Source organism: Pseudomonas graminis (genome assembly GCF_004364335.1).
Lineage (GTDB): Bacteria > Pseudomonadota > Gammaproteobacteria > Pseudomonadales > Pseudomonadaceae > Aquipseudomonas > Aquipseudomonas graminis_D.
Genome location: NZ_SOCR01000001.1, coordinates 527,462 through 550,692, shown reverse-complemented (window position 1 = coordinate 550,692; position 23,231 = coordinate 527,462). Strand labels below are relative to the sequence as shown.

Genomic DNA, 23,231 nt, shown 5'->3' with positions numbered 1-23,231 from the left:
CTAGGGACTGAGTCATCTGGCTGTTACAATGCGAGCCTTTCGTGGAGAACTGCCCTGATGCCAACTTCGTTTCTGGAAATTGTTGAACTGCCTGACGGTCGCATCGAGCTGCGCCGCGCCGAAGATGAAGGATCGCTGGTCACCCTGAATTTTTCGGAAGACGCCAAGGCGTTCCTGCAGGGTCAGCACGTTGAAGTTGCCAAGGCCATGCTGAGCGTCGGTGTGCAGATGGCAGGCCGTCTCGCCGAAGGTGAGTTGACCAAGGATGAAGAAGGGCCGCGCGTGCTGCATTGATCCTCGGGATTAGCAGCTCGCTAAAAACGCCGTCCCGCTTCTCGATTCGCAAGAAGCGCCAAAACGCTTTACATCCCCTGAATAATTCTGCCGACGTGCTCAGCCCAGACGGATGTTGAGGCTTTGTGCATCGCCGATACGTGCTGCGCTGGCCAGTTGCTGGCGCGCACTGCCTGAGATTGGATTGATCCAGCTGACCACCGTATGACTGCGACCCAAGCGCAAGACCTCACGGGTCAGTTCCAGCGCACTCTGCGTCCCGCGCGGGTGCATCAGGATAATGCGTTCCCGATTCAGGCCCGCGTCACGTAGCCACGCCTGGGTGACGCTGACGGGCGGTGCAACCAGTGTCAGCCAGCGGTCGTTGGTGTCCTCGCTCAACTCACGCAGGATCGGCGCCAGCAGGTTCAGGCAGTTCCCGGCAGCGCCGCGCAATGACAATTCACTAAAGGCTTCTGGTTCGTTGCTCCAGGGCGACTCGGCAATCTCTGCCAGCGTCGGGACCTGCAAAAGCGGAACGTCGAGCATTGGCACGCCGGGCACCATGAATGCTTCGAACAGTGGCAGTTGTGCATGTTGTTGCGGTGTCTGTGGGAACTGCATCTACGTTCTCCTTATCGACGTATCACGCCGACGCTCAAGCCTTCAATGACAAGATCCTGATCTTTGAGATTCACTTCGATCGGTGCGAAGTCGGCGTTCTCGGCCAGCAGCCAGACTTTGTTGCCCTCACGCTTGAAGCGTTTCACCGTGACCTCGTCGCCGATTCGCGCCACGACGATCTGGCCGTTGCGTGCTTCGCGGGTGGTGTGGACGGCCAGCAGGTCGCCGTCGAGAATTCCGACGTCTTTCATGCTCATCCCGTGTACCCGCAGCAGATAATCTGCACTGGGGTGGAAGAAGGCCGGGTTGATGGCGAGGGATTCTTCGATGTGCTGCTGGGCCAGGATCGGCGCACCCGCTGCGACGCGGCCAATGATCGGCAGGCCGCTGTCATCGGGCTTGGCCTCGAAGCCGGGGATACGAATGCCGCGGGAAGCGCCCGGTGTCATTTCGATGGCGCCTTTGCGGGCAAGGGCCTTTAGGTGTTCTTCGGCAGCATTGGGCGATTTGAAGCCCAGCTCCTGAGCGATTTCGGCGCGAGTCGGCGGGTAGCCGTTGTCTTCGAGGCAGCGCTTGATGAAGTCCAGAATCTCGGCTTGGCGTGACGTCAGTTTGATCATGTGCATCGCTCTGGCTTTTTATACAGTGACTGGGATTATATACAGTGCTTGGGTCTTGGCAATGGTCCTTTTTGCCACGCCCTCCGCCAGCCCCCTTCATGAGTGGCTACAGGCCCCGGTTTGTATGGTTAAATGCCCGTGACTGCATGGGCAGAAAGCAGACGTCAGGGTTGACAGTGCGGTGTATGAAACGTATGTTTCAAACACGTGTTTGTCAGGCGTTGAACCATGGCTCAGTCGGAAACAGTTGAACGAATTCTCGATGCAGCGGAGCAGCTCTTTGCCGAGAAAGGTTTTGCCGAAACCTCGCTGCGGCTGATTACCAGCAAGGCGTCGGTCAATCTTGCAGCAGTGAACTACCATTTCGGTTCAAAAAAAGCCCTTATCCAGGCGGTCTTCTCCCGCTTTCTCGGGCCTTTCTGCGTCAGCCTCGACCGCGAGCTGGAACGCCGCCAGGCCAAGCCTGAAAACAAGCCCACCCTTGAAGAGCTGCTCGAAATCCTCGTCGAGCAGGCTATGGTCGTTCAGCCGCGCAGCGGTAATGACCTGTCCATTTTCATGCGCCTGCTCGGCCTTGCGTTCAGCCAGAGCCAGGGCCACCTGCGGCGCTATCTTGAGGACATGTACGGCAAGGTGTTCCGCCGCTACATGCTGCTGGTCAACGAAGCGGCGCCGCGCATTCCCCCCATCGAGCTGTTCTGGCGGGTCCACTTCATGCTGGGCGCTGCGGCCTTCAGCATGTCCGGTATCAAGGCACTGCGTGCCATCGCGGAGACCGATTTCGGCGTCAACACGTCCATCGAGCAGGTCATGCGCCTGATGGTGCCGTTCCTCGCGGCCGGCATGCGCGCCGAAACGGGTGTCACCGACAACGCCATGCTCACCGCGCAACTTCGGCCCCGGACCAAAACCCCGGCACCGGTGCCTGCCAAGGTCTGAGGCGCGCCACCGGTTGGCGGTGGCGTAATTTGCATCACGTCCTTCGATCCCTCACCATGCCGGCCTGAGCATTGGTTGTTGAAGGATCTTCCTATGAGTTCTGGCCTGCAAGGCTCCCTGATGGTGGACGTCGCCGGTACCTGGCTGACCTCCGAAGACCGTCAGTTTCTGCGTCAGCCCGAAGTGGGCGGCCTGATCATTTTCGCGCGCAACATCGAGAGCCCACGGCAAGTTCGTGAGCTCTGCGCGTCCATTCGCGCCATTCGTCCCGAGTTGCTGCTTGCTGTCGATCAAGAAGGTGGCCGGGTGCAGCGCCTGCGCCAGGGTTTCGTGCGGCTGCCGCCGATGCGCGCCATTGCCGATCATCCGAATGCAGAAAGCCTCGCCGAGCATTGCGGCTGGGTGATGGCAACCGAAGTGCTGGCGGTAGGGCTGGACCTCAGCTTTGCGCCGGTGCTGGATCTGGACTATCAACGCAGTGCGGTCGTCGGTACCCGGTCGTTCGAAGGCGACCCCGAGCGCGCGGCGCTACTGGCGGGCGCTTTTATCCGGGGCATGAATGCGGCCGGCATGGCTGCAACAGGCAAGCACTTCCCTGGCCATGGTTGGGCCGAGGCAGACTCCCATGTGGCTATCCCCAACGACGAGCGCAGTCTGGAAACGATCCGCGCCAATGATCTGGTGCCTTTTCAGCGCTTGAGCAAACACCTGGCAGCGGTCATGCCTGCCCACGTGATCTATCCCCAAGTCGATTCGCAGCCGGCGGGCTTTTCCCGCCGCTGGCTGCAGGACATCCTGCGCGGTGAGCTGGGCTTCGATGGCGTGATCTTCAGCGATGACCTGTCGATGGCGGGTGCTCATGTTGTGGGTGATGCCGCCAGCCGCATCGGGGCGGCGCTTACGGCCGGTTGCGACATGGGACTGGTCTGTAACGACCGGGCTGCGGCTGAGCTGGCGTTGAGCGCGGTGCAGCGTTTGAAGGTGACGCCTCCTGCAGCACGACTTCACAGAATGCGCGGCCAGGGCATGGCGTCCACCGAATACCGGCAGCACCCCCGGTGGCTGGCGGCACTGACTGCACTGCGCGCTGCTCAACTGATCGAATAAGGAATCCCCATGACTGTTTACGCGATTATCGGCGGCACCGGCCTGACCCAGCTCGAAGGGCTGACGATCCGTCAGTCACTGGCGGTGAATACCCCATACGGGGCGCCGTCCGGTGAGATCCAGCTCGGCGAATACGCCGGCCGCGAGGTGATGTTCCTGGCCCGCCACGGACACCCGCACCGCTTTCCGCCGCACAAGGTCAACTACCGCGCCAACATCTGGGCGCTGCAGCAGGCCGGGGCTGAAGCGATTCTGGCGGTCAACGCCGTGGGGGGTATTCATCCTGACATGGGCACCGGTCATTTTTGCGTGCCCCACGATCTGGTGGATTACACCAGCGGCCGCGAGCACACCTTCTTTGCTGACGACCTCGAGCACGTGACCCACATCGATTTCAGCTTTCCCTACAGCGCGCCATTGCGGGATCGGCTGATCGCAGCACTGGCGGCCGGAGGGTGCGCCCACAGCGATTTCGGCGTGTATGCCTGCACGCAAGGACCGCGGCTGGAAACCGTGGCCGAGATTACGCGGCTGGAGCGTGACGGCTGCGACATCGTCGGCATGACCGGCATGCCGGAAGCGGCCCTGGCCCGTGAGCTTGAACTGGCATACGCCTGCCTGGCGCTGGTGGTGAATCCGGCAGCCGGCAAGTCGGCGGCGGTCATCACGATGGCGGAAATCGAGCAGGCTTTGCACGACGGAATCGGCAAGGTCAAGGCAACCCTGGCAAGGGTGCTCAGCGCCGCTTGACGCAGGAACTTGTCAGGCTGGCAAAGGCATTTTTCTGGATGCTGGCTAGGCCGGGAAGGGCAACAAAGTCAACGCTATATCGTTGAAAAAGTTGTCCACGGAAAGCGTGAATATCTCTGTGGATAAGTTTCTGTAAGCCTGTATTTGCAAGGCGTTAGCCGTAATGGTCGTTTAATGATCAGGTTTGCCAACGGCGTCGATGCGACGGGTTAATCGTCAGAATTCTCTTCGGATCAGGCTTGAAGGCGGGGGGGAAATCGAAGGACGAATCATGTGTCGGGATGCCCGGCAGCGCGCTGATGATGACGCGCTGCCAAGGCACATTTCCGCAGAGAACACTCAGGTGGGTCAGCGAAGAAGTCCAGTGGATGAGAAGTCCTGATCAGATGATCAGGACTCGGCCCACTCAACGTCGGTCAGACCCAGTTGCTCGGCTTTCGGCTTGGTCACTTTAGGGACCCGGTCCGACCGGTATTTGGGAATCTGACCAAACCCGGCATCCACCGAAGCCCAGTGCCAGGCGGAGGCGTTGTCCATCGCTTCGGCGCTGATGTAGAAGCTTTTGTAGCTGCCATGCAGCAGATAATCGATTCTGAAATGCTTGTACTGTGCCACGCTTGCAAACCTCCCTATCAGTCACTCTCTTTGTAACTGAGTCGTCACCGCCAGGAAAATTCACTCGAAGTTGCCGTTCTAAGCCAAATGGTTAGCTTTAGTACATAACGATGAGCGAGTGGTCAGCCACCCTTACAAACGAATGGCAAACCCCCGGTTTTGAGCGGTTTCAGCGACGCCATGGCGGCATGGGGCACTCTGCGATGCGGCAGTGACGACCTTTGCGGCCGTCCCGCCGAACCGTTTTTACACTCAAATGGTTACTTGTTCAGGAATTTGAACACAGTGGTCTGTGTATAGGCCTTGCCCGGATCCAGACGCGTGGAAGGGAAGGCTGGCTGGTTAGGCGAGTCCGGGTAGTGCTGGGTTTCCAGCGTGAACGCGCCCCAATGCGGGTAGATCTTGCCACCCTTGCCTTTAACGGTGCCGTCGAGGAAGTTGCCCGTGTACAGCTGCACCCCAGGCTCGGTGGTAAACAGCTGCAGGCGGCGCCCTGACTTCGGATCGACCACGTCTGCTGCCAGATTCGACAGCTTGCCCTTGGTGTCCAGCACCCAGTTGTGGTCGTAGCCGCCTTGGGTGGCTTCAGCGAACTTGAGCTGTGCGTTGTCTTCACGGATGCGCTTGCCGAAAGCGACAGGCTTGAGGAAGTCCAGCGGTGTACCGGCCACCGGCGCCAGTTCACCGGTCGGGATCAGCGTCTCGTTGACCGGCGTATAACGTGCTGCGTGCACCACGGCGACCTGATCAAGGATGTCACCGTTGCCAGCGCCGGCCAGGTTGAAGTAGCTGTGGTTGGTGAGATTGAAGACGGTCGGTTTGTCCGTTGTCGCGTGGTACTGAATGCGCAGCTCGTTCTTGTCGTTCAGGCTGTAGGTGACTTCGGTTTTCAGCGTCCCGGGGAAACCCATCTCGCCATCGACCGAAACGTAGGTCAGCTTGACCCCGACAGAGCCTTTGTCCTTGACCTCTTGAGCCTTCCAGATCTGCTTGTCGAAACCTTTCGGGCCGCCATGCAGTGAGTTGGTCTTGTCGTTCAGTGGCACTTGATAGCTCTTGCCATCCAGGGAGAACTTGCCGCCTGCCAGGCGATTGCCGAACCGACCAATCGTGGCGCCGAAAAAGGCGGTGCCATTGACGTAGCCATCCACATCATCGAAGCCCAGGACCACGTCCTCAGCCTTGCCGTGCTTGTCCGGCACCAGCAGCGACTGCAGCGTGCCCCCGTAAGTGATCACTGTAGCCTGCATGCCCTGGCTGTTGCGCAGGGTGTATTTCTCCACCGGGGTGCCATCGGCAAGTTTGCCGAATGCGCCGTGCTCGGTGGACAGCCCGGCGGCGTGGACTTGCAGGGCGGCGGCCATCAGCGACAGTCCCAGGGCAGGTATAAGGGTCTTTCTCATTGCGTCGGTCCTTTTGTTTTTATGGGCATGTGGTTACGAGCATGTTGCTGGCGCGGTGTCACGCGTGTTGCCCGAAAGCAGCACCCCTAATTGCTCGAAGGCGCAGCATCGGTGATTGGTCATACTATTTGAGGCGGGTAGCCCTCATATTTCGAGTTATAGATCAAAAGCACTCGCTTTAAAAATAAATTGTAATACTATTTGGCGAAAGGCAGTGTCTGTCCCGATGCGGGAAGGTCTAGACCAGGATGGCCCGTCTGTACAGGCGTTTGACTCCTAATCGTATGATCATTAGCTTCGATTTGCGGAACACACCGCAAACAGGGGCGGATCAATGAGCAGCAGTTTTCATGCGTCGACGGTAGACCGCCTGGGGGCCTGGATTGCTCAAGGCCATGTAACGCCGGGGCAGTCGCTGAAGGTTGAGGCGGCGTTGGGTGAAGAATTCGGGGTCAGCCGAACGGTGATTCGCGAGGCCATCAAAACACTGGTGGCCAAAGGATTGCTGGAAGTCGGACCCAAGGTGGGCACGCGGGTGTTGCCGGTGCGCAGCTGGAACCTGTTTGACCCGCAAGTCGTGGGCTGGCTGGCAGCGAAAGGCCTGCCGGAAAGTTTTGTGCTGGACCTGCTGGATTTGCGGCGCGCCATAGAACCGATGGCTGTGCGCTGGGCCTGTGAAAGGGCAACACCCGAGCAGATTGCCGGGATTCATACAGCCTACGTGCGGCTTGCGGCGAGCGTCGCAGACCCGGGTGATTACAACGCTGCGGACCAGCGCTTCCATGAGGCGGTGCTGGCAGCGAGTCATAACCAGTTCATCGAGCAGATGTTGCCGGCACTGGGCGCCTTGCTGGCGATCTCGTTCGAAGTGTCCTCGGCGGTGCCCGGAGAGCTGGGCAGAACCTTGCCGTTGCACAAGGATCTGGCGGACGCCATCGCCAACCGGGATTCGGCGCGGGGTGTGTGGGCGTGCATGAGCCTGATTGAAAACGCCGGTGAAGTGATTGCGCGTTCTCGGGAACAACCGTTATCGCGCCACACATGACCGGCCGAGTTTGACGTTTTACAGGTGAGCTTTTTGAGTGGCTCACGGACCTACAATAATAAGCAGGAAGTTTTCCATGAATTGGCTGCCGGTCTGCGACCAGCGTTTCAAATTGGCCGAAGGGCCGTTCTGGGACCATGCCCACCAGGCGTTGTACTGGGTCGATATCGCCGGCTTCCGCGCATTGCGCCTGCGCGAAGGCCAGCTGTCCCACTGGCAGTTCAGCGAGCCGGTTTCTGCCTTCATACCCACCACCCAAGGCGACGCACTGGTCACCCTCGCCAGTGGCGTCCACCGTCTCGACCTTGACTCCCCAGCCGATCAGCCCGCTGTCTCTTTGCTGTGTGCCGCCGATCCCGTAGCGGGCAATCGTGCCAATGAAGCACGTTGCGACAGGCTTGGCCGATTGTGGCTCGGGACCATGCAGAACAACCTGGACGAGGAAGGCGGCGACCTGCCGATCGAGCGTCGCTCGGGCGGGCTGTACCGTGTGAACAGTGATGGTTCAGCCACACCTCTGCTAAGCGGGCAGGGCATCGTCAACACCCTGGTCTGGCCGCACAACGATTCAGCCGTGCTGACCGCCGACACCCTGGACGGCGTGATCTACCGCTACCCCATCAACGACGATCACTCGTTGGGCGACCGCGAAGTCTGGGCCCATGAGCATTCTCGGGGCGCACCCGATGGCTCGGCGATGGACGAAGACGGTTTTGTCTGGAACGCCCGCTGGGGTGGCGGTTGCCTGATCCGCTTTGCCCCCGATGGCAGCGTTGACCGAATCGTCGAACTGCCGGTCAGTCACCCGACCAGCTGCGTGTTCGGCGGGCCGGACATGAGCACATTATTTGTCACCAGCGCACGGCCTGCAGAAGGCGCGCTTGAGCTGGATGGGTCTGTGATTCAGATGGACATCGGCGTCAAGGGTATGGCCTCGCACCGCTTCGCGGGGTGACCGAAAACCCGGTGCCGATGAGGTGTGACACTCGGTTACATAGGCTTCATTGATAATATGATATGACTGTTTTCAGTTGATTGGCCTGCGGTGTTTCTTGCTGCATGCCGCTTCGACACTCACTGCTGAACGCTGTAGCTAGTCAATAAAAATAAGGAGTTAGCTATGTTGAGTCGCCACGGGATTCGTTCCCTGTGCTGTGCTGCTGTTGCCACCGCCATTCTGGGCATGAGCGCCGGTGTATCCGCCGCTGATGCCGAAAAGGTCAAGATCGGTTTTCTGGTGAAGCAGGCTGAAGAGCCCTGGTTCCAGACCGAATGGCAGTTTGCCGAGAAGGCCGGTAAAGACCACGGTTTCGAAGTCATCAAAATCGCCGTTCCCGACGGTGAAAAAACCCTCTCTGCCATCGACAGCCTCGCCGCCAACGGCGCCAAAGGCTTTGTCATCTGCCCGCCTGATGTGTCCCTCGGTCCGTCCATCGTCGCCAAAGCCAAGGCCAACGATTTGAAAGTCATGGCCGTCGATGACCGTTTCGTCGATGCCAAAGGCAAGTTCATGGAAGACGTGCCGTACCTGGGGATGGCCGCATTCGAAGTTGGCCAGAAGCAGGGCGCGGCCATGGCCGACGAGGCGAAGAATCGCAAGTGGGACTGGAAAGAAACCTACGCGATCATCAACACCTACAACGAGCTGGACACCGGCAAGAAGCGCACCGATGGTTCAGTTGATGCGTTGAAGAAAGCCGGTTTGCCTGAGGATCACATCCTCTTCGCTCCGCAGAAAACCCTCGACGTGCCAGGCAGCATGGATTCCACCGGCGCTGCCCTGCCCAAACTGCCAAGCGGGGCGAAAAACCTCATCGTTGGCGGCATGAACGACAACACCGTTCTGGGTGGCGTGCGTGCCACAGCGGGCGCAGGCTTCGCGCCGGCCAACGTGATCGGCATCGGCATCAACGGTACTGATGCCATCGACGAGTTGAAGAAGAAGGAAAGCGGCTTCTTCGGCTCGATGCTGCCCAGCCCTGACAAAGAGGGCTACAACACCGCCCTGCAGATGTACGAGTGGGTTACCACCGGCAAAGAACCTGCGAAATACACCGCGATGGACGACGTGACGCTGATCACCCGCGCCAACTTCAAGGAAGTGCTGACCAAGATCGGTCTGTACAAGTAAGCGCGGCAGTCGAGTCGGGACGCCTGGCAATCAGGCGGATATCTGCGAGGCCCCGCTCCACCCGGCAAGGGTGGGGCGGGGTGGAGGTGGTTCATGCAACAGGCATCGGTTCAGCAACAGGTTCAGCACGGCGGCAGCCTGCGCTTCAACGGGATCGGTAAAACCTTCCCCGGTGTGAAGGCGTTGTCGGACATCAGTTTTGAAGCTCGGCCAGGCAGCGTTCATGCGCTGATGGGCGAGAACGGCGCGGGTAAATCGACGCTGCTGAAGATTCTCGGCGGCTCGTACCAGCCCAACAGCGGCGATCTGCAGATCGGCGATCAGCATCTGGCGTTCAAATCCACTGCCGACAGCATCGCGGCCGGGGTGGCGGTGATTCACCAGGAGTTGCACCTGGTCCCGGAAATGTCGGTGGCAGAAAACCTGCTCCTCGGCCACATGCCCAATCGCTGGGGCATGATCAACCGTCGGGCCATGGTTCGCCGCGCGCGGGAGTTGCTCAAAGGCCTGGCCGACGAAATCGACCCGAACACGCGCCTGGGTGATCTCTCTCTGGGACAGCGGCAACTGGTGGAAATCGCCAAGGCCATGTCGCGCAACGCCCATGTCATCGCGTTCGACGAACCCACCAGCAGCCTGTCGGCGCGGGAGATTGATCGTCTGATGGCGATCATCATTCGGCTGCGTGACGAAGGCCGGGTCATTCTTTACGTTTCCCACCGCATGGAAGAAATCTTCCGCGTGTGTGACGCCGTCACCGTGTTCAAGGATGGTCGCTTCGTGCGCACCTTCGAGGACATGGCCGATCTGGACCATGATCGCCTGGTGACCTGCATGGTCGGCCGCGACATTCAGGACATCTACAATTATCGAACGCGTCAGCATCAAGGGCCGAGCCTTCGCGTGACCGGGCTGATGGGCCCAGGCTTGCAGGAGCCCGCCAGTTTTGCGGTGGAGAAGGGCGAGATCCTCGGCTTCTTCGGCCTGGTCGGCGCCGGCCGGACCGAGATGTTCCGGATGCTGTCGGGGCTGACGCGCAGTCAGGCCGGGACCTTGCAGTTGGAAGGCAAGCCGTTGAACCTGCGTTCGCCCCGGGACGCCATCGACGCCGGCATTCTGCTGTGCCCGGAGGACCGCAAGAAAGAAGGCATCGTGCCGCTCTCCAGTGTCGCCGAGAACATCAACATCGGTGCGCGGCCTCGGCACGTCAGCCTGGGTTGTCTGATTCAGGGACGCTGGGAGCGCGACAACGCCAGGCACCAGATCAAATCGATGAACGTCAAGACGCCTTCGCCGGAGCAGCAGATGCTGTTTCTGTCGGGCGGCAATCAGCAGAAGGCCATTCTCGGCCGCTGGCTGTCGATGCCAATGAAGGTGCTGTTGCTGGACGAACCCACCCGTGGCATCGACATCGGCGCGAAATCCGAGATCTATCAGATCATCCATAACCTCGCCGCCGACGGCATCGCGGTCATTGTGGTGTCCAGCGACCTGATGGAGGTGATGGGTATTTCCGATCGCATTCTGGTCATGAGTGAAGGCGCCATCACCGGCGAATTGTCCCGGGAAGAGGCGAATGAACAGCGTCTTCTGCAACTGGCATTGCCGCGTACGCGCGGTTGAACCTGGCTATGAAAACTGGCTATGAAAAATAAGAACGAGGTGCGTATGTCTACCGAATCCAGCCTGACGGCTCCCCGCCAAGGCATGAACCTGCGTCGATTCGTCGACGACTGGGCCATGCTCATGGCCGCCCTGGGCATTTTTGTGCTCTGTGCGCTGCTGATCGACAACTTCATGTCGCCGTTGAATATGCGCGGCCTGGGCCTGGCGATTTCCACGGTCGGCATCGCCGCCTGCACCATGCTCTACTGCCTGGCGTCCGGGCATTTCGACCTGTCGGTTGGCTCAGTGCTGGCGTGTTCAGGCGTCATTGCCGGTATCGTCATTCGCGACACCGACAGCGTGTTTCTCGGGGTATCGGCGGCGCTGGCCATGGGCTTGCTGGTCGGGCTGATCAACGGCATCGTCATCGCCAAGCTGCGCATCAACGCGCTGATCACCACGCTGGCGACCATGCAGATTGTGCGCGGCCTGGCCTACATCTTCTCCAACGGTAAAGCGGTGGGCGTTGGCGACGAGGCCTTTTTTGTGTTCGGTAACGGTCAGCTGTTCGGCGTGCCGGTGCCGATCCTGATCACGATCGTGTGCTTTGTATTCTTCGGCTGGCTGCTGAACTACACCACCTACGGCCGCAACACCCTGGCCATCGGCGGCAACCAGGAAGCGGCGTTGCTGGCAGGCGTCCACGTTGACCGGACCAAGATCATCATCTTCGCCGTGCACGGCTTGATTGGTGCGCTGGCCGGTGTGGTGCTGGCCTCGCGCATGACCTCGGGTCAGCCAATGATCGGCCAGGGCTTCGAGCTGACGGTGATTTCCGCGTGCGTACTGGGCGGGGTGTCTTTGAGCGGTGGCATCGGCATGATTCGTCATGTCATCGCCGGGGTGTTGATTCTGGCGATCATCGAGAACGCCATGAACCTGAAGAACATCGACACCTTTTACCAGTACGTGATTCGCGGCACGATCCTGCTGCTGGCAGTGATCATCGACCGGTTGAAGCGTCGCTGATTCGCGGTCGTTGAGAGGGCGCTGGGTGGGGCAGGCATCTCCCCACACAGCGCTGCTCCATTCTTGATCCCCCTGTGTACGTTCCGGCTCACTTCCCGAGCAAACCAAGCCCCGCAGGTCGCAAGTGCCGGATGCCTTCCGCTGCCGTAAGAAGCCGCGTCACACGAGTTTCGAGGTCTCGAAAATCAGCTTCATCGTCGCCTGGGCCAGCGACTGCGCTTCAACCCGTATCGTCTCCAGCTGCTCTTTTGCTTCTTTGAAACGGGCGTCGTGGTTACGCACTTCGATGAGCTGTGTCAGCTGCAATGAAGCGTCAATGAGGCCGTACAGATTACGGTGCAGCTGGTGGGTGACTTTCGTGAGATGAGGATACACATCCGGCTTTTCTTCAAGGTCGATCACCCCTGCCATTTTCAGCGCGTCTGCAGATGATCTGGTGCCGCTCATGACGTAGTTCAGGTCGACGCCCGCCTCCGCGATGCGAAGCAGATAATCGGCCTTCGGCGAGCGGGTGCCGTTTTCGTAATTGCCCTGCGCGTTGGTCTCGACGCCGCCGATGGCGCCAAGTGCGCTTTGCGACAGTTTGAGTCTGTTGCGTTCCTGCCTGAGTCTCAGGCCGATGCCGTTCATGTGCTCAACTCCATTTGACCATCCTTTACGATAGGCAGCTGATTGCGAATTCATGAATCGACTCGGCTGGAAATTGAGCAGATCAACGCAAACGGATGCCGCTCTTGAGGCTAAGCCTAGCTATAGCGGGCCAAACAATAGCTTTTTATGCTGCGAATGTGGATCCAAATGTAGCCTTTTGTAGGACTTTTCTCAAACAGTCGTATGACCACTATCCATACGGGTGAGTCTGTTTCGCCTGCTAAACGCTTTGGATGGGGATTGGAGGGCAATGAGGGCCGGTGACCGGGCATAGGGTATGCCCGGTGTGGATCAGGTCAGGAAGGGCAGCGAGCGTCAGGTTGGCGCACCCATTGTGAGGCCGTGCGAGCGATGGTGTCGGCCAGCGTTGAAACGGCTTTCTGGTGCGCGATCACCAGACTTTCCATGCCGATGCCCGCCGGCTGGCGAATGACGCTGCTGCACGTCAGGGTCTGCCGCTGAGTACCGGGACCGGCCCCGGTGCCGCGCAGGCTCAGGTTCCAGACCACGTCGATCAGCGCGTATTGGTCCAGCACCGATTCAAAGCGACGCACGTCGGTGCGCACCGACAGTACGGGCTGGTCGCTTTGTTTCGGCAAGCCCGCCAGGTCCCGGGAACCGAAGCGCTGCTCCAGCTGCCCGGTCAGGGCGTCATGGAATTCATCGCCCAACGGCGCGCCCCAGCGCTCATTCTCCAGAATCGCCAGACTGCCATTGCCCTGGCGAATGACCAGGGGCGGCTGATCGACCTGGACCGCCATGAGCACCGCCTGCATTTCGAACTGAAACGGCGACGGGCTGGCATTCGCCGGAGCCTGGGTCGCCGGTGCGATCAGCGTGTAGTAATGGGTCGGCGTGGAGGCGCAGGCCGTCACGCCGAGCACGCAGGCCAGGGCGAGGAGGGATTTACCCAACATGGATTTACCCAACATAAAGTTACGCAAGGTCATTGAGCAGGCTCCGGAGCGATTTCACGTGAAGAGGATGATCCTTTGTACGAGCCGGGCGCCGCGTCGCCGGTGCGACCGCGGATCAGCGATTCAGGGTGGCGACTGAGGAAGTCGGTCAACACCCGCACAGAACGTGCCGTACGCTGCACTTCGTCCATGGCCTGACCCAATTGCTGACGCGCCGGGGAGTCATCCGACAACGCTTCGTTGGCCGTGCCCAGGGTTTTCTGCGCCTGCTGCAACGCGCCGCGCATCTGCGGCAACACGTCGCTGTTCACCTGCTTCATGGTTTTTTGAAGTTCGATCAGGCTGCCGTTGAGGTTCTTCGCCAGGTCGTCGAGGGGGATTTTGCCGAGCTTGTCGACGAACGCCTGCAACTGCTCCTGCAGTTTATCGAAACTGCCGGGCACCGTCGGGATCTCCATTGGCCGCGCTTTGGCGTTGTAGACAACTTTCGTCGCTTTGGGGTCGAAATCCATGGCGACGTACAACTGGCCGGTGAGCAAGTTACCGGTGCGCACCTGTGCTCGCAGGCCGCGCTCGACGAATTGGCCGAGAATTCGAGACGTCTGCTCTTCCTCGTCACCACCGCCCGCTTGCTGTTTCAGCTTGTCATTCGCTGCACCCAGACGTTGCGGATAGATCACGGCGCCCACGATGCCCGGGAATGTGCCCGTCGCCGGGTCGTAATCGAGGTCCACCGACACGACACGGCCCACATTCACGCCAAGAAAATCCACCGGGGCATTGACCACCAGGCCGCGCAACGACTGGTTGAAGCGCATGCGGATGTATTTGGGCTCGCCATCGGGCGGCGCCAAGGCAGTGGCCTGATCTTCGAACAGTTTGAATTCAGCGTTGCCATTGGCCGGCTTGGCATCCGGGCTGTATTTGGGTTCGCGGAAGGCGATACCGCCTGAGAGGATCGAGGCCATGGACTGGGTGGAGACCTTCAGGCCCGAGGCGCCAAGGGTGACGTCGACGCCGCTGGCGTTCCAGAAGCGCGAATCGTCGAGGACGAACTGATCGTTTGGCGCGCCGACAAAAATTTCGACGTCCACTCCCTTGCCGTCCTTCGCCAGTTCGTAGGCCACCACCTGGCCCACCTGGATGCGGCGGAAGTACACCGGCGAGCCGATGTCCAGTGAGCCGAGGTCGTCAGTGTGCAGGATGAAGCGCTTGCCTTTCTCGCCGAAGGTCACGGCCGGCGGGGTTTCCAGGCCGGTGAAGTCTTTTTTCGTTTCTTCCGAGCTGCCGGCGTCGGCGCCAATGAAGGCGCCCGACAACAAGGTATCGACGCCGGTGACGCCGTGGGCGCCGATGCGTGGACGCACCACCCAATACTGGGTGTCGGCGCGGGTGAACGGAGCCGCCGACTGGTTCAGGTCGATGCTCGCCAGCACATGGGTACGGTCATCGCTGAGTTCGATGTCGGTGACCATGCCGATAACCACGTTCTTGTACTTGACCTGGGTTTTCTTGGCTTCCAGGCCCTCGGCGGTGAGGAAGCTGACCACCACTTTGGGGCCAACGTTGAGGAAGTCATGGATCACCATCGACAGGCCGATCAGGGCCGCGACGATCGGCACCAGCCAGACCAGTGAGACGCGCACCTTGCGGGCCTTGACCTGCGGTCGGGTCGGCGGGGCGGGGGGTAGGGTGTTATCGGACATCTTCAACCTCTGCGTCCCAGATTAGCCGGGGATCGAACGTCATGGCGGCAAGCATGGTCATCACCACCACCAAACCAAAAAACAGAATACCAAGGCGCGGCTCGATGGTGCTGAGCCCGCGGAACTGCACCAGCGCTGCCACCAGCGCGACCACCAGCACATCGAGCATCGACCAGTAGCCGATCAATTCAATGAAGCGGAACAACCGCGAACGTTCGCGCATGGCCCAGGTGCTGCGGCGCTGGCACGTGATCAATAACAGCCCCAGCACCAGAAACTTGATGCAGGGCACCACCACACTGGCGATGAAAATCAGAATGGCGATGTCCCACGAGCCGCCTTCGGCGAACTCGATCACCCCGCTCATGATGGTGTTCTCGCTGCTGCTGCCGAGCATCGTCGTGTACATCACCGGCAACAGGTTGGCCGGGATGTAGAAGATCAGACCGGCGATCAGAAATGCCCAGGTGCGCGTCAGGCTGTTGGGCTTGCGCCGATGCACCGGCGAATCGCAGCGCGGGCATTCGTGGGTGTCTTCCGGGCAGACGTAACTGCAGACGTGGCACAGGGTAACTTTGTACTCGCGGGCGTAGGGGATGCCGTTCATTCAGGGCCGACTCCCAATTCGTCCCACAGCCGGCGGATGTCTTTACCGGCAATCAATACGATCAGCACCATCAGCATGGCCATGGCCCACAGGCCTACGCCCGGATGCACATCCAGCATGCCGGCCAGCTTGACGATGGCCACCAGAATCCCCAGCAGGCATACCTCAAGCATGCTCCAGGGCCGAAGGTGTTCGAGGGTGCGCATGCACAGCTTGAAACCAGGTGCGATATCGCCGCGATTGGCGTGGGCCAGCACCCAGAACAGCAGGGCGATCTGCAGCGCCGGCGCCAGGATGATGGCCAGCCCGGCGACCAGCGCGATCAAGGTGATCTGCCCCTGGGCCAACGCCTGTACCGAGCCCCACAGGGTCACTTCGTTATGCAGACCCTGCATGCTGATGCTGATGACCGGAAATACATTGGCGAAGATGAACAGCACGCACGCGGCGATGCTCAGGGCGAGCAGTTGTTCGATGTTCAGTCGGTGACTGCGACGCAGGATCGCGGCGCAGCGCAGACAATACGCCGCCTCGCCTTTGTTAAGGGGCATGGCCTCATAGACCGAGTCGCAATGCTCACAGATGATCCACTGATCAGCGCGCGTCTGCGTCTGCGCGAGCGCTGGAGCAGGCGGCTGCCCGGATGAATGAACCTGGCGGTGAGAACTGTCGGTCATCGGCGCGTGCGTCGCGGAATTCGTCGGTGTGTTCACGATAGGTTGGCTTTTGTCGGTTGCGCGCCTGAGTGGCAGGCGGGCAACGATACCCTGTCGGCGAAGCGCAGGCTCGCATTTGCTGAAGTGAATGTCATGAAAGGCGCGCCTGCGAAAAGACTTGAGAGATTGACCACAGTGCCATCATCGGGTTCGGTTAATTGTAAGGCGAGCAGCAATCTTTCCGGGCGCTGTGACCGGGAGTGCTGAAGACGGGTTCATGGCTGCCGCCGAGCAGTGTACCGGCTGGACGTTCAACTCGCACTCGCCTGCGGTGGTAGACTCCCGCCACTTCAAACGAGGAGCAACAGACGTGCGCAAGATGGCAATGATGGTGGCGGTGTTGATGCTGGCGGGTTGTGATGGCGGCAAGCCAGCGACGCCCGCCCAGGTTCCGAGCACTGATTCGACCGCAGAAGCGCCGACGCCGGCTTCGCAGCAATGGACCATTCGTGTCCATTTGAAAGAAGCGCTGAGCGACATGGCCTATTGGCTGGTCGAGCACCATTACCCGTCCTACGTGGTGAAGGTCGATGGCAGGGAAGTCGTGATGATCGGGCCGTTCGGGTCTCAGGCAGATGCCGAGAAGGCCAAGACAGAGATCGATGCCGCGATGGTCAAAGGCCATCGCCTGTCACAGCTGGAAGTGATTGCGCCGCGGTCTTGAGGGATCTAAAGCCGGCGGCATTATGCGATGCCCCCGGCCAAGGCCAATCTTGCTACAGAGTCAGACGTCGTTTATCAACGACGGCCCAGCAACAGACCCACCACCAGACCAAAACCTGCGGAGACCGCTACGGTCTGCCATGGGTGGCCGCCGATATAGTTTTCAGTGGCATCGACCGCTGGCTTGGCGCGTTCGCGCACGCTGCCCACGGATTCCAGCGCCTGCTTGAGCTTCTGGCTCAGTTGGGCACGCATGGTGTCGGCTTCTTCGCCCACCAGTGAAGCGCTGTCCTTGAGCAGTTTGTCGGACTCTTCGATGAGGGCGGCCAGTTCGCTGAACGCTTGATCCTTGATCTGTTCGACAGCGGCGTTTTGGGCAGCAGTTTTACGAGCCATGGCAAATTTCCTTTCAATAGTTATGGCAGTGTGCAATGGAGTTATGAGCGTCTGAAAAGTTGCAGCACATTTCCGACAGCGGCCAAAAAGTACAACGATGGAGTCGGGATTCACCCTCGACGGGTGTAAGATGCTGACGTTTTTCGAGCCCTTCACCGGCTCCGTTCAAGCGTTTCGTTTTGCACATCGAGGTACATACCATGAGCTACAACCTGGCCAATAAAACCCTTCCGGAACGTGCCGCCATCGAGGACGAAAAGTCCCGCCTGTTCGATCTGTGGCAGAGCAATCTGGGCAAGGCCAAGGGTGACGCCGCCCGGCTGATGGGCGAGCGGGCCAAGCGCAAGGGCAAATGGTCGGAGTGGGTGCGCGGCGAACTCGACGCCATGTCGCCACCGGAGTACGCCAACATGGTGCGCGCCGAGGTCAATCGTCTGGTGGCAGCGGCGCGGGGTTAAGGGATACGCCTCCGATGTTTTGGTAGGACCGGCTTTAGCCGGGAAGAGGTCAGTTCAGGCGACATTATTCTTGCCCGTTTTTGCGGTGTTGCGCCTGACGCCTTCCCGGCTAAAGCCGGTCCCACTGACAGAGTACGGCTACGGCCCGGCTGCCGCGCTCACGTCGAGGCGCTTGGGCAGCAAATGGTTTTCGAAGAACAGATCGGCTGTCTGCTGCTGCGCCGCAATGATCTGCGGGGTGATCGGCAGGATCGGCGAAGCGGGGCGGTTGTCCATGTAGCGGGCAATCACCGCTTGAGGCAGGCCCATCGAGCGGGTCAGCACGTCCAGGCTCAGCTGCCGCTGGCTGCGGGTCAGCGCCTCGGCATGTGTCAGCTGTTCCAGCACCGCGTTGATGAAGGGTCCGTGCTCACTGGCGTACGAACGTCTGGCCGTATAGACCGGCCCGGACAGTCCCAGGCCTGAGCCGTCCGCCAGCAACCGAGCCCGGCCGCCGCTCAGGGCCAGCGACGAAAACGGTTCCCAGATCGCCCAGGCATCGACGCTGCCTTGTTCGAACGCCGCGCGGGCATCGGCGGGGCTGAGGTAGACCGGCTGGATGTCGGTGTATTTCAGCCCGGCATGGTTCAGGGCGCGGAGGATCAGGTTGTGCGAGCTCGAGCCTTTCTGGAACGCCACCTTCTTGCCCTTCAAATCCGCCACCTGATGCAGCGGGCTGTCGGCCGCGACCAGCAGCGTTTCCGCCTGCGGCTTGGCCGGTTCGGCGCCAATGTAGAGAAGATCGGCGCCGGCGGCCTGGGCGAACAGCGGCGGAATATCGCCGGTGGAGCCCACGTCCAGCGCACCGATGTTCAAGGCCTCCAGCATCTGCGGCCCGGCCGGGAATTCGATCCACTGCACGCGGGTGTCCGGGAAGCGCTTCTCCAGCAGGCCCTGTTCCTTGGCCAGCACCAACGCAATTGAGCCCTTCTGATAGCCAATTCGCAGCTCGGTCGGATCGGCGGCAGCCGCCAGGTTCGCGTACGCCAGGTTGATGCCGATCACGGCCAGTAAAGCGCCGACCACTGTGCGCAATGTCCTCATGCCTTCAAACCCTCTTCGTCCGTTTGTGTCAAGCGATGCCCTGGCGGCGTGCTGAACCGGTTGGCCGGACGCTGCAAACCCAGGTGCTCGCGCAAGGTGATGCCGGTGTAATCCCGCCGGAACAAACCCCGCCGCTGCAGCTCCGGAATCACCTCTTGCGCGACGTCTTCCAGCCCGCCCGGCAAGTGCGGCACGAGCACGTTGAAGCCGTCGGCCGCGCCTTGCTCGAACCAGGCCTGCCACTGATCGGCAATTTGGCTCGCGGTGCCAATGACGCTGAAGTGCCCCCGGCCGCCAGCGATTTTTCGGCCGAGCTGCGCCAGGGTCAGGTGTTCGTCCTGCACCAGTTGCGAAAGCAGGGCCTGGCGGCTTTGCTGACCGCTCTGGGTCAATGGCAGCGGGGGCAAGGGTTCGTCCAGCGGGTAACCCGACAGGTCGAAATTGCCCAGCATTCTCCCCAATAAGGCGACACCGACGCGTGGCTCCACCAACGCCTGGAACGCTTCGAATTTTTCCCGGGCCTGGGCCTCGCTGTCGCCAACCACCACAAACATGCCGGGCATGATCTTGAGCGTTTCGGGATCTCGGCCGAATCCGACGGCGCGGGACTTCAGGTCTTGATAAAACGCCTGGGCGGCGGCCAGCGAAGGCTGTGCGGTGAAGACTACTTCGGCGGTTTGCGCCGCCAGCGCTCGGCCCGCCTCCGACGAGCCGGCCTGAACCACCACTGGCTGACCCTGGGGGGAGCGGGCCACATTGAGCGGCCCTTTCACTTTGAAGTGTTTACCCTGATGATCGAGCACGTGCACGCCGTCTGGGCGGTAATACGCGCCACTGGCCTTGTCTCGGACGAAAGCATCGTCGTCCCAGCTGTCCCACAGGCCGGTCACCACCTGATGAAACTCCCGGGCGCGGCTGTAGCGCTCGGCATGATCAATGTGCTCGTCGCGACCGAAATTAAGGGCCTCGGCAGCGGCGTCCGACGTCACCAGGTTCCAGCCAGCACGGCCTCCGGACAAGTGATCCAGAGAGGCGAATTTACGGGCGATGTGAAAGGGCTCGTTGTAGCTGGTGGTGGCGGTGACGATCAGACCGATGCGCTCGGTCACGGCACTCAGCGCCGAGACCAGCGTCAGGGGTTCAAAGTGGTCCGAACGCGCCATGGAGCTGGCGGCGTCTCCGGTCGCGGCCGCCACGCTGTCGGCGATGAACAGCGTGTCGAACTTCGCCGCTTCGGCCACCTGCGCCAAGTGTTTGTAGTGCTTGAAGTCCAGGCCCGCATCGGCCGGCACGTCCGGGTGACGCCACGCCGCAACGTGGTGCCCGGTGGCCATCAGAAACGCGCCCAGTTTCATTTGCCGGGGCTCAGTGCTTGTTTGCCGGGAATCAGTGCTCATTGCCGATGCCTTTCATGCAGTGTCCTTGTGGAGATTCGCCCATGGTTCAGAAATCCTTGCGCACTTGCACGCCGAAGTAGCGCTCGTCGTCCCGTGGCACGGCGCGGTAGATGTAACCCGTTCCGCTGGCAAGCAGGGGGGAATAGGATTTGTCGGTCAGGTTTTTCGCCAGCACCGCGACGCGCCAGCCATTGCTGTAGTCGGCCACGGCGGCGCTGGCGTTCCACAAGCCATAGGCGCCCTGTTGGGTGTCAGGGTTCTGGCTGATGTCGTACTGCACTTCGCTTTGCCAGCTGTAGTCAGTGCCCAGTTCAATGTCCAGCCCGTTGTCCAGCGGGAGGGTGTAATCGGCGCGCACATAACTTTTCCAGTCCGGCGCGTAGGGCAGCGTCTTGCCGTTCACGTCACAGGACGCCGCCGCGCCCGCCGGGCAGCTGAACTGGTCGATGCGTGCCTTGGTGTAGGCGATGGCGCCGGAGAATTTCAGATTGCGGGTGGCCTGCAAGGCGTAATCGGCCTCGACCCCTTCGGTGCTGACGCTGCCGGCGTTGATCAGGCGGGTCACTACCTGGCCGGCCACGCTGTCGAAGAAATTTGCCTGATAGTTGCTGTACTCGCTGTGGAACACCGCCACGTTGGTGGTCAGGCGGTGGTTCCAAGTGGTGGCCTTGATGCCCAGCTCCCAGTTGTTCGAGGTCTCGGGTTTGAGGGCGCCGGTGTCCCGGGGCTGCATGTTGAAAAACACGTTGTAGGCCGGGCCTTTGTAGCCGCGCGAGTAGGTGAGGTACGCCATGACCGAGTCGCTCAGGTCATATTGCGCGCCCAGCCGCCCGGACCAGCCGTCTTCGTCCACCGAACCGGAGCTGCTGGTGCCGGGCTGGATGCCACTGACCGTGGTGGCGGAAGTCGAGACGCGGCGGTGATCGTATTCCAGGTCGTCGTGGGTCCAGCGCAGCCCGGCGATGCCGCGAAACGCCGAGGTGAAATTCAGCGTGCTTTCGCCGAACACCGCGTAGCTGTCGCTGATGGTGCTGTAGTCGGCGACGCCGGTGTGGGTCGCGGTGGGCGTGATCAGCGTGCGGCGGTAGGTTTCGTCGTCTTTGCCGTGCATGTAATACAGGCCGCCGACGTACTCGAGAAACTGCCCTTTCGGCGAGGCCAGTCGCAGCTCCTGGGAGTACTGGTTGAAATCCAGATCGCCCTTGTCTTCGGTGCCGGGGAAGGCGGCGCTGACGTTGGCCAGTCTGTCGCCATCCTGCCACTGGGTGTTGTTCCAGCCGCGCCAGGCGGTGATCGAGGTCAGTGTGTAATCGCCCAGGTTCCAGTCCAGTTGCGCCGACAGGCCTTTGTTGATGTCGTCGACATGGCTGCGGTAATCGCTGACCAGATCGCGGTTGTCGTTGCCGGCGCGCACCGGGGACAGCGCGTTGGCGAAGGTCGGTGTCAGCGACTGGCTGATGACGCCGTTGGGGGTGTCGTCATGGGACTGCATGTAGTCGCCAATGACGGTCAGTTTGACGTCTTCGTTGGGGGTGAACTCCAGCTTGCCGCGCGCGCCTTTGTGGTTATAGCCGTTGACCTCCTGCCCGTTGGCCTTGTTGTGCACGTTGCCGTCGTAGGTGCCGAACAGGGTGGTGACCGAGGCCTTCAGCGTATCGGGAATCAGGCTGCCGCCAATGCCGAAACGGGTGCGGCTTTCGTTGCCGCTGTAGTACGACTGATCGATGTAACCGTGGGTCTCTGTGGTGGGCGCCTTGCTGACGATGTTCAGGACACCGGCCGAAGCGTTCTTGCCGAACAGCGTGCCTTGAGGGCCGCGCAGGACTTCGATGCGCTCCAGGTCCAGCAGGTCCAGGGTCGCCTGGCCGGGCCGCGCGTAGACCACGCCGTCCACCACCGTCGCGACGGTTGGCTCGACGCCAGGAGAGGTGGAAATCGTGCCGACCCCACGCATGAACAATGAGGTGTCCTTGTTCGAGGCGCCGGTGCGGAAATTCAGCGCAGGGACCTGTTGCGCGATACTGGCGACGCCATTGCGGTTGTCACGCTCCAGCTGTTCACCATCCAGCACGGTGACGGCAACCGGGACCTGCTGCAGCGGTTCTTCCCGGCGTGTCGCGGTGACCGTCACGGCTTGCAGGGTGGCGGTTTCGGGTGATTGCGCCGTGACTGACGCCGCGGTGGACACATCCGCCGCGAAGGCCGGCAGTGCGCACAGCGGCAGTGCCAGTGCCAATGACAAAGGCATGGCTGCCGCAATGGCCTGGCTGAGGTGACTCGGTGAAGGGAACGCCCCTGTTTGTCGCATGATCGTTGCTCGCTGATGAATGCCTGTCGGAAGGTGGCTCTGCGGCCACTGGCTGTGCTGCGCGGCAGAGAGGTGGGCATTCGCTCAAGCGAGTAGCTGATGCTTTCAGTTAGCGCTAACATCGCCAGTATCAGTAATCATTGGATAGACCGTCCAATACTGAAAAATCAGCTTTAAATAATCTCTGG

Annotated in this window: 24 protein-coding genes; 11 read left to right on the top strand and 13 right to left on the bottom strand. The window is 60.8% G+C overall.

Annotated features, from left to right (window positions below; all coding sequences use genetic code 11):
- The first annotated feature begins 57 nt into the window (after positions 1-57).
- On the top strand, positions 58-294 hold the full coding sequence (locus EC919_RS02385) for a hypothetical protein (RefSeq protein ID WP_037011193.1): 237 nt from the start codon (positions 58-60) through the stop codon (positions 292-294).
- A 99-nt stretch (positions 295-393) separates the two neighbouring features.
- On the opposite strand, the gene sulA is transcribed toward EC919_RS02385, so the two are convergent.
- Positions 394-897 (bottom strand): SOS-induced cell division inhibitor SulA, encoded by a 504-nt coding sequence (gene sulA / locus EC919_RS02380; protein ID WP_133770829.1) that lies wholly within the window; start codon positions 895-897, stop codon positions 394-396.
- An 11-nt stretch (positions 898-908) separates the two neighbouring features.
- Complete coding sequence (lexA, locus tag EC919_RS02375) at positions 909-1,517, bottom strand: transcriptional repressor LexA (RefSeq protein ID WP_065988571.1); 609 nt, start codon at positions 1,515-1,517, stop codon at positions 909-911.
- 228 nt (positions 1,518-1,745) lie between these two features.
- Here lexA and EC919_RS02370 point away from each other — a divergent pair, with 228 nt between their 5' ends.
- The 3 genes from EC919_RS02370 (at position 1,746) to EC919_RS02360 (ending at position 4,313) form a co-directional block, all read left to right on the top strand.
- A complete protein-coding gene (locus tag EC919_RS02370; protein WP_133770827.1) occupies positions 1,746-2,456 on the top strand; it encodes a TetR/AcrR family transcriptional regulator in 711 nt (236 codons plus the stop codon).
- Positions 2,457-2,561: 105 nt separating this feature from the next.
- Complete coding sequence (gene nagZ / locus EC919_RS02365) at positions 2,562-3,563, top strand: beta-N-acetylhexosaminidase (protein ID WP_208294942.1); 1,002 nt, start codon at positions 2,562-2,564, stop codon at positions 3,561-3,563.
- Positions 3,564-3,572: 9 nt separating this feature from the next.
- Entirely contained in the window at positions 3,573-4,313 is a 741-nt protein-coding gene (locus EC919_RS02360; RefSeq protein WP_133770824.1) for an S-methyl-5'-thioinosine phosphorylase, read from the top strand.
- Positions 4,314-4,703: 390 nt separating this feature from the next.
- On the opposite strand, the gene EC919_RS02355 is transcribed toward EC919_RS02360, so the two are convergent.
- A complete protein-coding gene (locus EC919_RS02355) occupies positions 4,704-4,928 on the bottom strand; it encodes a DUF6555 family protein (protein WP_037011182.1) in 225 nt (74 codons plus the stop codon).
- 260 nt (positions 4,929-5,188) lie between these two features.
- Positions 5,189-6,331 carry an aldose epimerase family protein gene (locus EC919_RS02350; protein WP_133770822.1) on the bottom strand — a complete coding sequence of 381 codons (1,143 nt, stop codon included), beginning with the start codon at positions 6,329-6,331 and terminating at the stop codon, positions 5,189-5,191.
- A 334-nt stretch (positions 6,332-6,665) separates the two neighbouring features.
- Here EC919_RS02350 and EC919_RS02345 point away from each other — a divergent pair, with 334 nt between their 5' ends.
- From EC919_RS02345 to araH, 5 genes are all read left to right on the top strand, one after another.
- Positions 6,666-7,376 carry a FadR/GntR family transcriptional regulator gene (locus tag EC919_RS02345; protein WP_133770819.1) on the top strand — a complete coding sequence of 237 codons (711 nt, stop codon included), beginning with the start codon at positions 6,666-6,668 and terminating at the stop codon, positions 7,374-7,376.
- A gap of 76 nt (positions 7,377-7,452) precedes the next feature.
- Entirely contained in the window at positions 7,453-8,331 is an 879-nt protein-coding gene (locus EC919_RS02340) for an SMP-30/gluconolactonase/LRE family protein (RefSeq protein WP_133770817.1), read from the top strand.
- A gap of 165 nt (positions 8,332-8,496) precedes the next feature.
- The gene (locus tag EC919_RS02335) at positions 8,497-9,507 is read left to right on the top strand and encodes a substrate-binding domain-containing protein (RefSeq protein WP_133770815.1); all 1,011 of its coding nucleotides are present in this window, start codon (positions 8,497-8,499) and stop codon (positions 9,505-9,507) included.
- Positions 9,508-9,600: 93 nt separating this feature from the next.
- A complete protein-coding gene (gene araG / locus EC919_RS02330) occupies positions 9,601-11,130 on the top strand; it encodes an L-arabinose ABC transporter ATP-binding protein AraG (protein ID WP_133770812.1) in 1,530 nt (509 codons plus the stop codon).
- Positions 11,131-11,175: 45 nt separating this feature from the next.
- Complete coding sequence (gene araH, locus EC919_RS02325; protein ID WP_166650464.1) at positions 11,176-12,141, top strand: L-arabinose ABC transporter permease AraH; 966 nt, start codon at positions 11,176-11,178, stop codon at positions 12,139-12,141.
- Positions 12,142-12,300: 159 nt separating this feature from the next.
- Here the strand turns inward: araH and EC919_RS02320 are convergent, their stop codons facing one another.
- From EC919_RS02320 to EC919_RS02300, 5 genes are all read right to left on the bottom strand, one after another.
- On the bottom strand, positions 12,301-12,771 hold the full coding sequence (locus EC919_RS02320; protein WP_133770808.1) for a helix-turn-helix domain-containing protein: 471 nt from the start codon (positions 12,769-12,771) through the stop codon (positions 12,301-12,303).
- Between the two features lie 317 nt (positions 12,772-13,088).
- Positions 13,089-13,709: a PqiC family protein gene (locus EC919_RS02315; RefSeq protein ID WP_133770917.1), complete on the bottom strand. Its 621-nt coding sequence runs from the start codon at positions 13,707-13,709 to the stop codon at positions 13,089-13,091.
- 29 nt (positions 13,710-13,738) lie between these two features.
- Entirely contained in the window at positions 13,739-15,415 is a 1,677-nt protein-coding gene (locus EC919_RS02310) for an intermembrane transport protein PqiB (RefSeq protein ID WP_133770806.1), read from the bottom strand.
- Positions 15,405-16,022: a paraquat-inducible protein A gene (locus EC919_RS02305; RefSeq protein ID WP_133770804.1), complete on the bottom strand. Its 618-nt coding sequence runs from the start codon at positions 16,020-16,022 to the stop codon at positions 15,405-15,407. The genes EC919_RS02310 and EC919_RS02305 overlap by 11 nt, the downstream gene beginning before the upstream one ends.
- Positions 16,019-16,573 (bottom strand): paraquat-inducible protein A, encoded by a 555-nt coding sequence (locus EC919_RS02300; RefSeq protein WP_243842179.1) that lies wholly within the window; start codon positions 16,571-16,573, stop codon positions 16,019-16,021. Before EC919_RS02300 ends, EC919_RS02305 begins: the two co-directional genes overlap by 4 nt.
- Positions 16,574-16,955: 382 nt before the next feature.
- Here EC919_RS02300 and EC919_RS02295 point away from each other — a divergent pair, with 382 nt between their 5' ends.
- Complete coding sequence (locus tag EC919_RS02295; RefSeq protein WP_133770801.1) at positions 16,956-17,402, top strand: SPOR domain-containing protein; 447 nt, start codon at positions 16,956-16,958, stop codon at positions 17,400-17,402.
- 74 nt (positions 17,403-17,476) lie between these two features.
- On the opposite strand, the gene EC919_RS02290 is transcribed toward EC919_RS02295, so the two are convergent.
- Entirely contained in the window at positions 17,477-17,797 is a 321-nt protein-coding gene (locus EC919_RS02290) for a DUF883 family protein (RefSeq protein ID WP_074885241.1), read from the bottom strand.
- A gap of 200 nt (positions 17,798-17,997) precedes the next feature.
- Here EC919_RS02290 and EC919_RS02285 point away from each other — a divergent pair, with 200 nt between their 5' ends.
- A complete protein-coding gene (locus EC919_RS02285) occupies positions 17,998-18,255 on the top strand; it encodes a hypothetical protein (RefSeq protein ID WP_122534790.1) in 258 nt (85 codons plus the stop codon).
- Positions 18,256-18,393: 138 nt separating this feature from the next.
- On the opposite strand, the gene EC919_RS02280 is transcribed toward EC919_RS02285, so the two are convergent.
- Genes EC919_RS02280 through EC919_RS02270 form a run of 3 tightly spaced genes read right to left on the bottom strand, consistent with a single transcriptional unit; the run spans position 18,394 to position 23,043 of the window.
- Positions 18,394-19,338, bottom strand: a complete 945-nt coding sequence (locus EC919_RS02280) for an aliphatic sulfonate ABC transporter substrate-binding protein (protein WP_133770799.1) — start codon at positions 19,336-19,338, stop codon at positions 18,394-18,396.
- Complete coding sequence (locus tag EC919_RS02275) at positions 19,335-20,735, bottom strand: LLM class flavin-dependent oxidoreductase (RefSeq protein ID WP_133770797.1); 1,401 nt, start codon at positions 20,733-20,735, stop codon at positions 19,335-19,337. The genes EC919_RS02280 and EC919_RS02275 overlap by 4 nt, the downstream gene beginning before the upstream one ends.
- Before the next feature lie 46 nt (positions 20,736-20,781).
- Positions 20,782-23,043: a TonB-dependent receptor gene (locus tag EC919_RS02270; RefSeq protein WP_133770795.1), complete on the bottom strand. Its 2,262-nt coding sequence runs from the start codon at positions 23,041-23,043 to the stop codon at positions 20,782-20,784.
- Between the last annotated feature and the right edge of the window lie 188 nt (positions 23,044-23,231).